We start from the raw sequence: 12,934 nt of genomic DNA on the forward strand, positions 1-12,934 counted from the left end.
TGACGGCTAGCTTTCGTAGTCATCTAGCACTTCACGCACGTCGTCTAAGCGGCGGCTGATGAGGACCAGAATATCCTCCGGCACAGGTACTTGGGTGCCATGACGATACACGATGTAGCGGACCAGTGCCAATATTCCTTGTAGTTCTTCCTGCACTTGCTCCCGAATTATTTGCCAGTGCTCTTCACCCAGCACTGGCGAGGAGAGGCAGCAGTAACGTACCGCCACCATCTGGCTAATCAACGCGGCTATCAGCTCCAGCAAGCATTGCTCGCCCTGACTGAAGGTGCGGGGCTGCAAGTCGATGATGCAGATGGCTCCGATCCGCCCCTGGTCAGGCATTTGGATAGGAGCTGCCGCGTAGAAGCGAAGCCCTTTGGCGTGTGCGGCCTCCGCCGCCTGCAGCGTAATAAGTGGGGATGATTCGATGCTGAGGTCACTGTATACCACTGCCCTATGGTCGAGGATGGCGGTGGCACAAAGAGCTTCCTGCCGTGGCTGCACCTGGACGTTAGGTAAGCCGTGGTTTGCCTGATACAGTACATCCGTTTCATCAACCAGCGCAATCAATGAAATGGGCAGGTCGAAAATGCGTGCCGCCAGTGTTACAAACTCCCCAAAAACGGGCTCTTGTAGTGCGCGTTTCACATTGTAATTCCGGATAGAGTTCAAGCGCTGAACCTCGTTCTCAGGAATCAGGAGAGAAGAAACTGACGACATGGCGGATAAGATAAATAGAAAGTAAAACCATGGTATATAATGCAATATGAGGTATTACGACTTAACATAAAAGCCACTAGTTTACAGTTCTTTACAGAGCTATATTATTTCCACTAATTGTTCATGTACAATTATGGCTTACCGCAACAGGCGCAGTGTAGTGTCTATCTGATGGGTGCGCAGAAACCGCTGATACTCATGCTGAAGCAGCTCTTGCTGCCTACGTTGCTCTAGTTTTTGAAAGGGGCGCACTTTGTAGGGAGTGCCGGGTAAGCGGTTCAGGCGTACATACAGCAGGCCCCGACTAGGCTGGCTGGTAGCCTCACCACTTTGGATGCGGGCCACTCGCTTCTTGTTGTTGCCGAACAGTGCTTGCATCGGACTCAGACCCACAAACATATCAGTTTGGCCGTTGAGGTAGTATTCGCCGCTTACTTGCAGGTCGGAGAGGTTGCTGTTAAGGTGCAGGTCGGGCACTAGTACTCGGGCACCATCAAGTACGAAGCGTGGACTTACCGGCTCGAAGTACAGGTGACTGGTTCGTTTGGCGCGCAGAAACTTCAACGCCTCCGTCAGCGCTTCTACATCAAGCAGCTCTAAATTACGCAAGTCGGTTTTCAGATAGGCGTAGGTGTTGTCGAGGTCGGGCAGAAAGGCCTCGTTGAGGTCGGTGTGCAGGTCGGCTTCGCAGCGCATAGTACCCCGGATGTTGTCGGGGCGTAGCACGTCGAAGCGCAACGCTTCCGCCAACCGGAACAAAGCAGGCAGCTCCACCTCTTGAAGGCGTACTTGGGCTCGTAGCGGATGATGCGCAGCGCCTGCATCAGTTTGCATCCGTCCCTGCAAAGAGATGGAGCCGCCAAACGCCCGTAGCGTACAGCTCTCTAGCCGTGCTGCGCCTGGTTCAAGGCGGCTTATCAGGCGAAAATCGTTGCCTCGCAGTACAGCATACTGCACTCGGTCGGCGGAAACGCGAATCCGGGCTGTAACCGTGCCATCCAGAAAAGGAGAGGAAGACCGAAGGCGAGCGGCACTAGCCAACTGGTTCTGCGGCGCAGGCGGAGTTAGGGCCGCCAAGAGCCGAAGCAGGCGCTGCACATCAAGGGTCCCGTAGCGCAAGTTCACGTCGGCGTGGGCGGCCGCCAGTTGACCGGCATCGAGCCGGGCGTTGGCGCTTACGCGGCCCGCTCCGCCGGCGCTGGTACTGAAATTCAGGTACGGAATCCGGAAGGCAGTGCCCGTTTTGTTTATGCGAAGGTGTAGGTTGGTTAAGTTTTCGCCGGCGGGCAAGCGCAGAGTTCCAATGCTGGCTACTACCTGGCCGTTGGCGCTCAACAACACTTCCCGCAGGCTAGGGTCGGCGGTGAACGACGTGGGGGAGGAAGGACGTTGCGGCGAACGGTCGAGCAGAGCCAACACACGGCGGTATTGCATGGTGTTGAACCGCAAGGACAGCTGTACAGACACGGGCTGAGTTTGCAGCGTGTCGGTGGGCCAACTGACGGCTCCTTTCACGGAGCCGCCCCACACCCGGGTTTGCAGCTGTGTAAGTTGCACCTGGCGCCCATTGTGGCGTACGGTGGCCGCCAGGTCGTGCAGCGTATCGGCTCGCAATACCAACCGACCGCACCACAGCTTGATATTAAGGTGCAAGCCCGGTGGCAGCAGGTTCATGGCTCGGGCTGCTAGCTCCTGGCGCTGCGGCCGACTGCGGCGCTTCTCCCGAGGCAAGCGCGTAGCCCGGCCAGTCGGCGGGGCCAACAAGCGGCGGAGCTGGTCTAAGCGCAACTCGTCCACTGTAAAGCGCCCCGTGACAGTGGTAACCGGATGCTGGCCATTGAAGTACGACAGTAAATATGTGGTGGTGGCATTAGCCCGCACATTCATGCCGTTCAGGCGCCCCGATAGGTTTTCCAGCAGCCAAGAGCTGTCGCGGAGGCCCAGGCGTACGTTCAGCCCCGATACGGTAGCGTCGCGGCTTGGAACCCGAAAGGAGGCATCTTCCAAGGTAATAGTGCCCCGTACCCGTAAGGGTGGCAAGGCGCTGGCTGCTGTGCGGGCCACCCGATTGCCGGGAAGAGTGGTGAGCTCTTGTAACGGACCATTGAGGTGCAGATCCAGCGCCGCGTTGCCGTTGCGAGCCTGCCACAAGCCCGGAGCCACCACCGCCGACAAGGTTTGTAGTTCTGTTCGCCCACGTACTCGCCCCCCAAGAAACGGCCGCGTAAAGTCACGAACCGTAAGAGCCGCATCCAGCTCGCCAGCCGACGAATACAGGCGGCATTGGCTGAAGGTGAGGGAGGTGGTGCGAGACGAATGGTCGGAGCCATTGTCGAAGATGCCGCGTGCATCCCACCGCCGGATGCGCCGCAATGAATCGGCCCACCGCAGCTGCGCGTTCTGTAGCTGAAACTGTAGAATGGTGCGCGGCCGGGTCGTAGGGCCACTGAACCCCTTGATGGTGTACCAGATACGAGCGTGGCTAGGGCTTTTGGCGCCCGCCAAAAACCGGTGCAGGCCGCTCGGCAGAGCCACCCGCAGTACTTCCAGCAGTGGCTGCGAGCCTACCATGCGCAAATCGAGGCGGGTACCGCGGGGCTGGCCTGGTGGCGGAGCTTGGTGCGTACCTCTAATAAGAACGGTGTCGCCGTTGAGCGTGGCTAAGGTGCGCAGGAAGGTGCCTTTGCGTTCCTCGAAGTTGTATTGGTAGCCAACCCACGCGCGCACAGGCTCACGCTCAAACAAGTTGCCCCGTCCGCTACGCAGATACACCAGTTCGCCGTGCAAAGCGCCTCGTACCTGCGCAACACCTTCCCGGCCTTTGACGTGCAAATGAGCCCGGCGTACAAACGCTTCAAAACCGCTTTTCTGCAAGTCGTTGCGGTCCGCAACACGAAAGTTGACGAGCAGCAGAGAATCTAAATCAAAATCGGGCGGGATGGTAGCGCGTTGGCGGCGTGCTCCTTTGCCGTGCAAACCCCAGTCGGTGCCTTGCGAGTCGGTAAACTGACGAAACTCTGTATCGAACAGGGTCAGGTGATGCACGTGTACGTTTCCGCGTAGCAACTTGCTGAGTGCAAGCCGGGCTTCGGCTCGGCCAATGCGCAACACCGGTACGGCTCCACGAGCCGTGGTATCGGTAAGATGGAAATGATGGACGGAGACAGTGAAATCTGGAAAGTCGCGCAAGGCCGAGAATTCCACCTCGAACGGAGCCAACACCAAATCGGAGTTGCGGGCCATCCGTTCCCTAACCAATGCTTCCACCTGCCGCCGGCCCCAATTGGAACCCAGCAACCCAGCCACACCCAACACCACTACTACCATTCCCAACAACGAAAAGCCCAGTAACTGGCGGAAAGTAGGGCGTTTCATAAAGGAAATGGGCGCAGTAGCAACGGCATGAGAAGGAAGGTGTTGAGGCTTCTACGCAGAAACTACTGTTGGGGTGAGTTCATCAAGAAAGCACCACCACCAGCATAAGTGCGCAGACCGAGAAGGAGCTATCTTATCAGAAATATTATTTAGACAAATTATAAATAATGATACTTTTGGGGCTAGTTATCATCCGTAACTGAACTATCCATGGCTCAATTCTTTCATCATAACGAGTTCGGCTACTGTGCCCGTTGTCCGCGCACTTGCCATTTGCATGTTTGTTTCGGCAACGTAGCTCTAGCAGCTACCACCACCGAATTCACGGATTTCCGTCGCGTTGTGGCTGATACGTGGCAACACCACTGCCTGCGTACCACCGACCCCGAATGCCGCTGTATTGCCTTGCGTACCCCAGCCCCGCACTTGGCGCTGGTGTTTTCCCTCGTGGAGCTAACCCAGCTGCGCGACATCCTCGAAAATACAGCCCTCTTGCTGGAAGTAGAGCAGTTGCTTGCTCCCAAAGCAGAGTAGAGGCCCAACAGAGCCCAAACGGTTTGGGTGATTGTATAAGTACCTGGAGTTGTAAGCACAAAAAAGGCCGCTACTGGGTGAGTAGCGGCCTTTTTGTGCAGTAAGAATCAAGTGTCAGCAGGCAGCAACGTGGCTTATTCCCACTCGATGGTAGCCGGCGGCTTCGAGCTGATGTCATACACCACGCGGTTGATGCCGCGTACTTGGTTGATGATTTTGTTGCTGATTTCCGCCAGAAACTCATAGGGTAGGTGAGCCCAGTCGGCAGTCATGCCATCCACGCTAGTGACGGCGCGAAGGGCTACCACCTGCTCATAGGTGCGCTCGTCGCCCATTACTCCCACACTTTGGATGGGGAGCAGCATGACACCGGCCTGCCAAGTTTGGTCGTAGAGGTTATGGGCTTTCAGGCCATTAATGAAAATGGCATCGGCCCGCTGGAGCAGGTCCACTTTCGCGGGCGTAATGTCGCCGAGGATGCGAATGCCCAACCCTGGGCCGGGGAACGGGTGACGATGCAAGATGTTGGTTGGCAGCCCTAGGGTGTGGCCTACTTCGCGCACTTCATCTTTAAACAACGCCCGCAGCGGCTCCACAATCCGCAGGTTCATCTTCTCAGGCAGTCCGCCCACATTGTGGTGGCTCTTGATGGTCACAGCTGGTCCTTTCACTGAAACCGACTCAATAACGTCGGGATAGATGGTGCCTTGAGCCAGCCAGCGCGCTCCTTCCACTTTTTGGGCTTCGCGGTCGAATACCTCGATGAAGGTGCGGCCAATAGCTTTGCGCTTCAGCTCTGGGTCAGTAAGGCCCGCCAAGGCCGCGTAGAACTCGGCGGAGGCATCCACCCCGCGTACGTTCAACCCCAAGTCTTTGTAGGAGTGAAGCACGTCTTCGTACTCGTCTTTGCGCAGCAGGCCGTTGTTGACGAAAATGCCGTGCAGCCGGCTCCCAACGGCGCGGTGCAACAGCAAGGCCGCCACGCTGGAGTCTACCCCGCCGGAAAGGCCCAGGATAACTTGGTCTTGCTCGCCAATAGTGCGCTGCAGCGTACCCACCATGGCATCCACAAAGTGCTCTGGTGTCCAGCTTTGGTCGAGGCCACAGATGTTCACTACAAAGTTTTGGAGCAAGGTCTTGCCGTCGGTGCTGTGCGTAACTTCCGGATGAAACTGAATGCCGTAAGTGGGTTGGCCGTCAATGTGGAAGGCAGCTACCTCCACTTCGGGCGTGCTGGCAATGCTGGTAAAGCCCGCGGGCAAGTGCTTGATGGTGTCGCCGTGCGACATCCATACCTGCGACTCGGTGGGTACCCCGTGCAGCAATGGGCTTTCGTGGTTGACGCGGGCTAGGCGGGCTCGGCCGTACTCGCGAATGGTAGCCGGCATCACTTCGCCGCCTTGCTGGTGGGCTAGCAGCTGCGCACCGTAGCAGACGCCTAGCACTGGCACCTGGCCCAAGTACCGCGAGAGGTCCGGGTTAGGCGATTCAGCATCGCGTACGGAGCAGGGAGAGCCAGAAAGCACAACGCCCCGGATATCCTCAGTGAGGTCCGGGGCGTGCGTATACGGGTGGATTTCGCAGTAAACATTCAACTCCCGGATGCGCCGGGCTATGAGCTGTGTGTACTGCGACCCAAAGTCGAGAATCAGAATCTGTTGAGGCATAAGCAAAGGTAAGCAGGGACAGGGGGAGCACAAAATTCCCACGCCCAGCTATCGTTATTCCCTACTTGTACAAGGAATAATATAATCAAAGTGCAATGAAATAGTATTAGTTAAAAAATAAATTGTCTTATACATTGATATTATGAATATAGTATATATACTTGCATCATCAACCAGCAGACTGCAACCTGCTAGAGTTGAGATGTCGCTCCTCCCTACCGTTCTCTTTTTCCCACACCTGTTTGTATGAAGCCATTTGTACACGTATTGTTCGGTATGACAAGCCTTCTCTTGTCAACTGCTGCTGTCGCTCAGAATGCCAGCAACGCAGTAGCTAAAACCCGCGCACTACCTAAGTCGGTAGTTGCTATGAATGCCCCCATAACGGTTAACCAAGCAGTTGCTGCACCGCTTCCTGCCACTCAAGCAACAGCTTCAGCAGAAGCTGCAGAGCCCGCAGAATCCGCAGAGGCTAAGTATTTCAAAGGAACGGTTGTCGACGAGTTGGGCGAGCCATTGGCGGGAGTTGTGGTATCGGTTGTGACCGGCAAAGACCACTTCAGCGTTACCACTACCACCAACGCCGAAGGCGAGTATCTGCTGCAAACAAATGTTTTGTCGCCTCTCTTGCTAGTAAGCTATGCCGGCTACGAAGAGATTCAGCAGCGCGCCACCTATGCAAAGCCACTTACCTTCCAGTTGGAGTCCATTGAAAATTACGACCGGCAACTAAAGAAAAGAGTGAAGTCGGCCGAAAAAGCCTGGCATAAATAGCGGACCCAGCCCCTGCGGACTCTGACGTGAGGCCACGCGTTACGGGGCTGTCATCGAAAGCCTGCTAGTGAAAACTCTGGCTTCCTTTCCCCTGATATGACTGTTCAGCTTACAGCTTGTTCATGGTTCCTAAACCGTATTGGTCTTGCTTCAAGCGCCCCTTCACCGGCTAGCACGTAACGTCTCTCCCGGACTACAGCGTTAACCGCCGAAGGGGCGCTTCGCGTTTAGCGAGCAGGCAGCCAATCCACGCAGTTTTTCAGGCGCGCTAGAAAAAGTATAGGAAAGGAAGGCGCTGATTTTCTGACGATAGGCGCTCAGAAAGATAAAAAACACGCGAGGCAAGCACTAATCCGCATAATTCCTTGCTATCTTTGCACCCGGCGAGTCAGAACGACCAGCTCCTGTTGAACTCCCCCAGGACCGGAAGGTAGCAAGGGTAGACGGTTGAGCGGTGCGATTTTGGCTCGCTTTTTTTTGCCCTATACCCAAGGATTAAGCCGGATTTATCGGACTACACGGATGCTGGCCGCACTAAAGCTCCGCATCTTGCCGTCCAATATATCCGGCTTAATCCATAATAGGTAGTAGCTTTGAGCCTAGTTGTTTTTAACCGATTTCGCTTACTGCATGAAATTTTTCATTGATACTGCCAACCTGAAGGACATTCAGGAAGCTGTGGAGCTAGGAGTGCTCGATGGCGTAACAACCAACCCTTCCTTGATGGCCAAAGAAGGCATCAAAGGCACCGACGCCGTAATGGCGCACTACAAGCAGATCTGCGAGCTAGTGGATGGCGATGTATCGGCGGAGGTAATTGCCACTGACTATGCCGGTATCGTTCGGGAAGGGGAGGCGCTGGCAGAGTTGCACCCCAACATTGTGGTGAAAGTGCCCATGATTCGGGACGGTGTGAAAGCCATCCGGTATTTTTCCGACAAAGGCATCAAGACCAACTGCACCTTGATTTTCTCGGCTGGGCAAGCACTGCTGGCCGCCAAGGCCGGCGCCACGTATGTATCGCCTTTCGTGGGCCGTCTGGATGACATTGGAGCCGATGGCATGCAGCTGATTCAGCAAATCGTGGATATTTTTTCTAACTACGGCTACCCCACTCAGGTATTGGCCGCTTCAGTGCGTCATATACCGCACCTGATTCAGTGCGCCGAACTGGGTGCCGACGTGGTAACTTGTCCGCTTAACGTTATCACAGGATTGTTGCAGCATCCCCTCACAGACAAAGGTTTGGCCACGTTCCTTGCCGATCACGCCAAAGTGAACGGGTAATTTCAAGTGAAACCAGGAGCAAGACGCTGCGGGATAGAAGCAACTGAAACAGGTGAGCATAGCACGTGTTATAGTAGCGCTACCTTGCGGCTTCCGGCTCCTGGTTTCTTAATTACTAACTCCTTCACTATGTACATCATCAAAGTCAAAGGCAAGGCTAAGATTCCAGATTACATTCAGCTGCGCGACGAGGAGTTTGTGCTCATAGCCTATTTTCGCGCCGACCGTCCGCTCAAGGATTTGCACCGCTACGGCCTAGAAAACAAGGAAACCGCGCTGGCTGCCGTCATAGAAGGATTGGCCTTTGGTAAGCTGCAAAAGCTGGAAATCTAGAACCAGGGATTGGCTTAGGTAAGCCGAGAGATCATAGATGATTCTTCCGCAAACAACGTAAGGATTTCAACCTAGGCCCCATTAACCTGCCCTCAAGCCCAACAACCCAAAATTCACCTATGTCCGTTATCGAGCTGCACGACGCTTACATTATGCAGGACGTGAATACCGTGCTGCAGAAAGTCACGTTCACGCTGGAAAAGGGGGAGTTTGCGTATCTGGTGGGCCGAACCGGGTCGGGCAAAAGCTCGCTGCTAAAAACCTTGTACGCCGACCTGACGCTGGGCGCGGGTACTGGCTCTGTGGCTGGCTTTGCACTACCCAAAATCGAGAGCAGCGGCAAGGTGCCTTATCTGCGCCGGAAGCTGGGCATCATCTTCCAGGATTTCCAGTTGCTCTTCGACCGAACCGTGGCCGAGAACTTGCTCTTCGTATTGAATGCTACGGGTTGGAGCGGCAAGGCCCGTAAACAGCAGCGGATTTCGGAGGTGCTCATGCGGGTCGGCTTAGCCAACGTTGCGAGCAAGATGCCTCATCAACTGTCGGGGGGCGAGCAGCAGCGCGTGGTTATTGCCCGCGCTTTGCTCAACGAGCCGATGCTGTTACTTGCTGATGAGCCCACCGGCAACCTGGACCCAGACGTAGCCGACAGTATTATGCGGCTGTTCGTGGAAATCAACAATGCTGGTACAGCCGTGCTAATGGCCACGCACAACTACCAAATTATTCAGCAGTATCCAAAGCGGGTGCTGAAGTGCGAACAAGGGCAATTAATGGATTCCGCAGTGGCAAAATTTGAGTTGAAAAGAGAAAATTAAAGTCTGGCCCACAAAGTTGTTCAAGTAAGCTTAACGGAAGTATAATTGGCAACTGATACCTTGTAGAGAGTACAACAGGCAACCGGTGCAGCGATGCGCATAGTTTCAACTTTCAACTCTCGATTCACCACATGACCGGTCTCTCCATCTTGATTCCGGTGTTCAACCGCAACGTTACGGCTTTGGTCCAGGCCTTGCTAGCTCAAGTACCGGACTGGGGCGGACCGGTGGAGATTCTTTTGTTTGACGATGCTTCTGCCAAAGAATTTCGGCAGCTAAACCGCCCGTTGGGCAAGCTAGCAGGGGTGCGTTATCAGCAACTGCCACGCAACGTGGGCCGGGCCGCCATCCGAAACCAATTGGCCGCCGCCGCGCAGCATCCTTGGCTGTTACTGCTCGACAACAATATCTCGTTGCCCGACGCATCCTTTCTGGCCCGCTATTCTGACGCTGCTAGCCAGGACCAAGGGCTTGTGTTGGTAGGTGGCACTATATACACTCCTGCGCCACCTGCAGATCCGGCTTGTTTGCTGCGCTGGCACTACGGAAACCACCGTGAGGCCCGGCCCGCGCCTGTGCGGCAGCAAAAAGCATACGCGCAGTTTACGCTCAAAAACGTGCTGGTATGGGCCGACATCTTTCGCAAAATCGGGCTGGACGAAAGCTTGACCCGCTACGGTCACGAGGACACTAAATTTGGCTGGCAACTGCGCGAAGCAGGCATACCCATTCATCACTTGCCTAATCCGGTGCTACATGATGGGCTGGAGCCGGCCGCTGAGTTTTTGGAAAAAACGCACGAGGCTGTGCGCAATTTAGCGCTGCTCTATCGCGCCGAAGGGCTAGGCAGCGACACCAAGCTACTGAAAGCGGCATTGCAACTGCACCGCTGGGGCCTGGGTGAAGCAGTTCGGGTGGCATTCCAGCTGCGGCAAGATCAGGTGCGCCGCAATCTGCTATCCGTCACTCCCAGCTTGCGCCAGCTTGATGCGCTAAAGCTATACTGGATGCTGACAGAGCTGGGCAAGCAGGCGTAATACGCTGCCACTACTGGGGGCTACCACAAAAAACCAACTCCTGGCATTGTGCACCAGAATCGGTGTGGAAAGCACGGGCGGGTGCAGATGTTGAGTTAGTCTTTTTTTGGTTCTCTGCCGTCAAACACGTCTTTCACGGCCCCGCCCACTTTCTTCCCCGTCTTCGCGGCGCCTTGGCCTACGTCTTTACCAACTTCTTTTGCATCGGAAGCCGTGTTGCGAATGGCTTGCCCTACTTTACTGCGTTCGTCGGTGGTTTCTTCCTTGGCGTTTTGAGCTTCAGCGCCTAGAGTTGCGGCGCCCTGTGCTGCCCGCGCTTCTGCTTTGTCGTACGACTTAAAAGCGGCATACTTCAGTTTTTCCTTTTGGATTTCAGCTAAATCGCGCGCCGGGATATTGCCCTTCACTTGGTCATACGCTTCGTCTAGCGCGCGCCACTCGGTGTTAATTATGCGCCAGTCGTTTATGTTGTAGCGGTCCTCGTTCTGCTTGATGTTTTGAACGAACGACTCGTAAGTGGTGCGGGCATTCGCGGCCGTGAGTTGGGTGGCAGGATTAGTTGGTTTGTAGTACGTACCTGTAGCAGTACTGCTATTTGCTCCGGCTTTGCGTTTGGCTCGTTCATTCCAAGCCGCTTCTCGCTTGTCGAATGCAGCCGTGTAGCGGGTTCGCAGGGCCTCCATTTCCTGGCGTCGCGCATCATCGTACTGGTCTGCATACCGATCAACGGCCGCTACTTTGGCGTCGAAATCGTCTCTGAGAGCAGCAGTTTCCAGCTCGTGGTCTGCTTCTCTTGTTTCCACTACGTGGTTGGCTTTGGCTTCCGCGTCGGAAACGAAGGTCTGAAAGTCTTTGTAGGCCTGCTCGCTCTGTGCAGATATTTCTTTCTTATCAGGCTGCGAGCAACCACTCTGGGTAAAGGTGAGCCCTCCCAGCAGCAAGGCAGTGGAGAGGGCACTGCTAGTGAAATACTTTCTGGACATGGCAAGAGGTGTTGGAGCGAGAGCGGGGTGGCGTTTCCGGCAAGCGGAAGCCTATTTTAGTGTGCTAACGAAGGCCCTTCGCCCCAAGTTGCGCGAATGGTGGTGCCCGTGTCGGGGGTACTTTTATCTTTGAGGCTGGCCTTTTTTACGTTTCTACTCGTGCCTGTTCTTCCTATACCTTCCACGCCCATTTCCATGCTGGATTTACGCGCCCAACATGCGCCCATCCAAGAGGAATTGAACGCAGCCTGCCAGCAGACGATGGAGGAAGCAGCTTTCATTCAAGGACCCGCCGTCGGGCAATTCACCGAGGAGCTAAGTGCTTATCTAGGCGGTGCATGCGTGGTGCCTTGCGCCAATGGCACCGATGCGCTGCAACTGGCTTTTATGAGCCTAAAATTGCCAGCAGGAGCAGAAATCATAGTGCCTGCCTTCACCTACGTAGCTACGTTGGAGGCTGCCGCCGTACTCGGGCTGGTTCCGGTGCCCGCAGAAGTACGACCCGATACCTTCAACCTGGACCCAGTGGCAGTGGAAGCTGCCCTCACGCCGCGCACAGGGGCCATTGTGGCGGTGCATCTGTTTGGGCAATGCGCCGACCTGACGGCCCTCCGGCGCATAGCCGATAAACACCGCGTCGCGCTGATTGAAGACAACGCGCAGGCCATTGGAGCTACTTTTCGGGCGGAATCCGGTGAGCTATGGATGGCGGGCATGGTGGGGGAGGTAGGCACTACGTCGTTCTTTCCAAGCAAAAACCTTGGGGCCCTTGGCGATGGTGGGGCTTTGCTTACCCGCGACCCAGCCCGCGCCACGTACCTGCGCCAGCTTGCCAACCACGGCCAGACCCGGAAGTACCATCACGAGCACATTGGTCTTAATTCCCGCCTTGATACGCTGCAAGCCGCTTTGCTGCGCGTGAAACTGCGGTACCTAGCCCAATGGACGGCAGCCCGGCAGCATATTGCCACCCAATACGATGCGGCCCTGGCGGATCTTGCTGGCATCCGTATCCCCGCTCGGGATGCGCGTAGCACGCACGTCTTTCACCAGTATACACTTGTAGTAGAGGAAGGCGCAGAAGACCTGAACCGCCGCGACCAGCTACAGGCCTACTTGCAGCAGCACGGTATTCCTAGCGTTGTGTACTACCCGTTGCCCAACCACTTGCAGCCGGCTTATCAGCACCTTGGCTATCGTGCGGGCCAGTTCCCAGTGGCTGAACGCCTTTGCCGAACTGTTTTGTCGCTGCCTATGCATCCTACTCTAACACACGAGCAAGTGGCCTACATTGCAGAACAGGTGCGCACCTGGGCTCTTGGCGAAAATGCGGCTTTGAAAATAACCCACGGCTGAGTTGGCATTGTTTTCTCTTTCTGCCGTACAATGCCTCTTTCTAATTTCCA

The 12,934-nt window shown here is 55.6% G+C and carries 11 protein-coding genes and 1 other RNA gene; 8 read left to right on the plus strand and 4 right to left on the minus strand.

All coding sequences use genetic code 11. The features are described 5' to 3' along the window. Window positions 1-6 precede the first annotated feature (6 nt). Window positions 7-720 (minus strand): GAF domain-containing protein, encoded by a 714-nt coding sequence (locus MTX78_RS08950; protein WP_243801858.1) that lies wholly within the window; start codon window positions 718-720, stop codon window positions 7-9. 138 nt (window positions 721-858) lie between these two features. Further along, a complete protein-coding gene (locus MTX78_RS08955) occupies window positions 859-4,095 on the minus strand; it encodes an AsmA-like C-terminal region-containing protein (protein WP_243801860.1) in 3,237 nt (1,078 codons plus the stop codon). A gap of 210 nt (window positions 4,096-4,305) precedes the next feature. Between MTX78_RS08955 and MTX78_RS08960 the strand changes: the two genes are divergently transcribed. After that, complete coding sequence (locus tag MTX78_RS08960) at window positions 4,306-4,629, plus strand: DUF6686 family protein (protein ID WP_243801862.1); 324 nt, start codon at window positions 4,306-4,308, stop codon at window positions 4,627-4,629. A gap of 134 nt (window positions 4,630-4,763) precedes the next feature. On the opposite strand, the gene guaA is transcribed toward MTX78_RS08960, so the two are convergent. Next, window positions 4,764-6,296, minus strand: a complete 1,533-nt coding sequence (guaA, locus tag MTX78_RS08965; protein WP_243801863.1) for a glutamine-hydrolyzing GMP synthase — start codon at window positions 6,294-6,296, stop codon at window positions 4,764-4,766. A gap of 276 nt (window positions 6,297-6,572) precedes the next feature. On the opposite strand from guaA, the gene MTX78_RS08970 reads away from it, so the two are divergent. From MTX78_RS08970 to MTX78_RS08995, 6 genes are all read left to right on the plus strand, one after another. Continuing rightward, on the plus strand, window positions 6,573-7,070 hold the full coding sequence (locus MTX78_RS08970; RefSeq protein ID WP_243801865.1) for a carboxypeptidase regulatory-like domain-containing protein: 498 nt from the start codon (window positions 6,573-6,575) through the stop codon (window positions 7,068-7,070). 380 nt (window positions 7,071-7,450) lie between these two features. Then, window positions 7,451-7,547, plus strand: an RNA gene (gene ffs / locus MTX78_RS08975) — signal recognition particle sRNA small type. 153 nt (window positions 7,548-7,700) lie between these two features. After that, window positions 7,701-8,357 (plus strand): fructose-6-phosphate aldolase, encoded by a 657-nt coding sequence (fsa, locus tag MTX78_RS08980; protein WP_243801867.1) that lies wholly within the window; start codon window positions 7,701-7,703, stop codon window positions 8,355-8,357. 129 nt (window positions 8,358-8,486) lie between these two features. Beyond that, a complete protein-coding gene (locus MTX78_RS08985) occupies window positions 8,487-8,690 on the plus strand; it encodes a fructose-6-phosphate aldolase (RefSeq protein WP_243801868.1) in 204 nt (67 codons plus the stop codon). 119 nt (window positions 8,691-8,809) lie between these two features. Beyond that, window positions 8,810-9,508: a cell division ATP-binding protein FtsE gene (locus MTX78_RS08990; RefSeq protein WP_243801870.1), complete on the plus strand. Its 699-nt coding sequence runs from the start codon at window positions 8,810-8,812 to the stop codon at window positions 9,506-9,508. 131 nt (window positions 9,509-9,639) lie between these two features. Beyond that, window positions 9,640-10,545 carry a glycosyltransferase family 2 protein gene (locus MTX78_RS08995; RefSeq protein WP_243801872.1) on the plus strand — a complete coding sequence of 302 codons (906 nt, stop codon included), beginning with the start codon at window positions 9,640-9,642 and terminating at the stop codon, window positions 10,543-10,545. 95 nt (window positions 10,546-10,640) lie between these two features. Here MTX78_RS08995 and MTX78_RS09000 read toward each other — a convergent pair whose 3' ends face one another. After that, window positions 10,641-11,528, minus strand: a complete 888-nt coding sequence (locus MTX78_RS09000) for a hypothetical protein (protein ID WP_243801873.1) — start codon at window positions 11,526-11,528, stop codon at window positions 10,641-10,643. A 159-nt stretch (window positions 11,529-11,687) separates the two neighbouring features. Here MTX78_RS09000 and MTX78_RS09005 point away from each other — a divergent pair, with 159 nt between their 5' ends. Beyond that, window positions 11,688-12,884, plus strand: coding sequence for a DegT/DnrJ/EryC1/StrS family aminotransferase (locus MTX78_RS09005; RefSeq protein ID WP_243801875.1), 1,197 nt, complete (start codon window positions 11,688-11,690; stop codon window positions 12,882-12,884). Window positions 12,885-12,934: the final 50 nt, after the last annotated feature.

The sequence above is a fragment of the Hymenobacter tibetensis genome, from assembly GCF_022827545.1.
In the GTDB taxonomy this organism is placed as follows: domain Bacteria; phylum Bacteroidota; class Bacteroidia; order Cytophagales; family Hymenobacteraceae; genus Hymenobacter; species Hymenobacter tibetensis.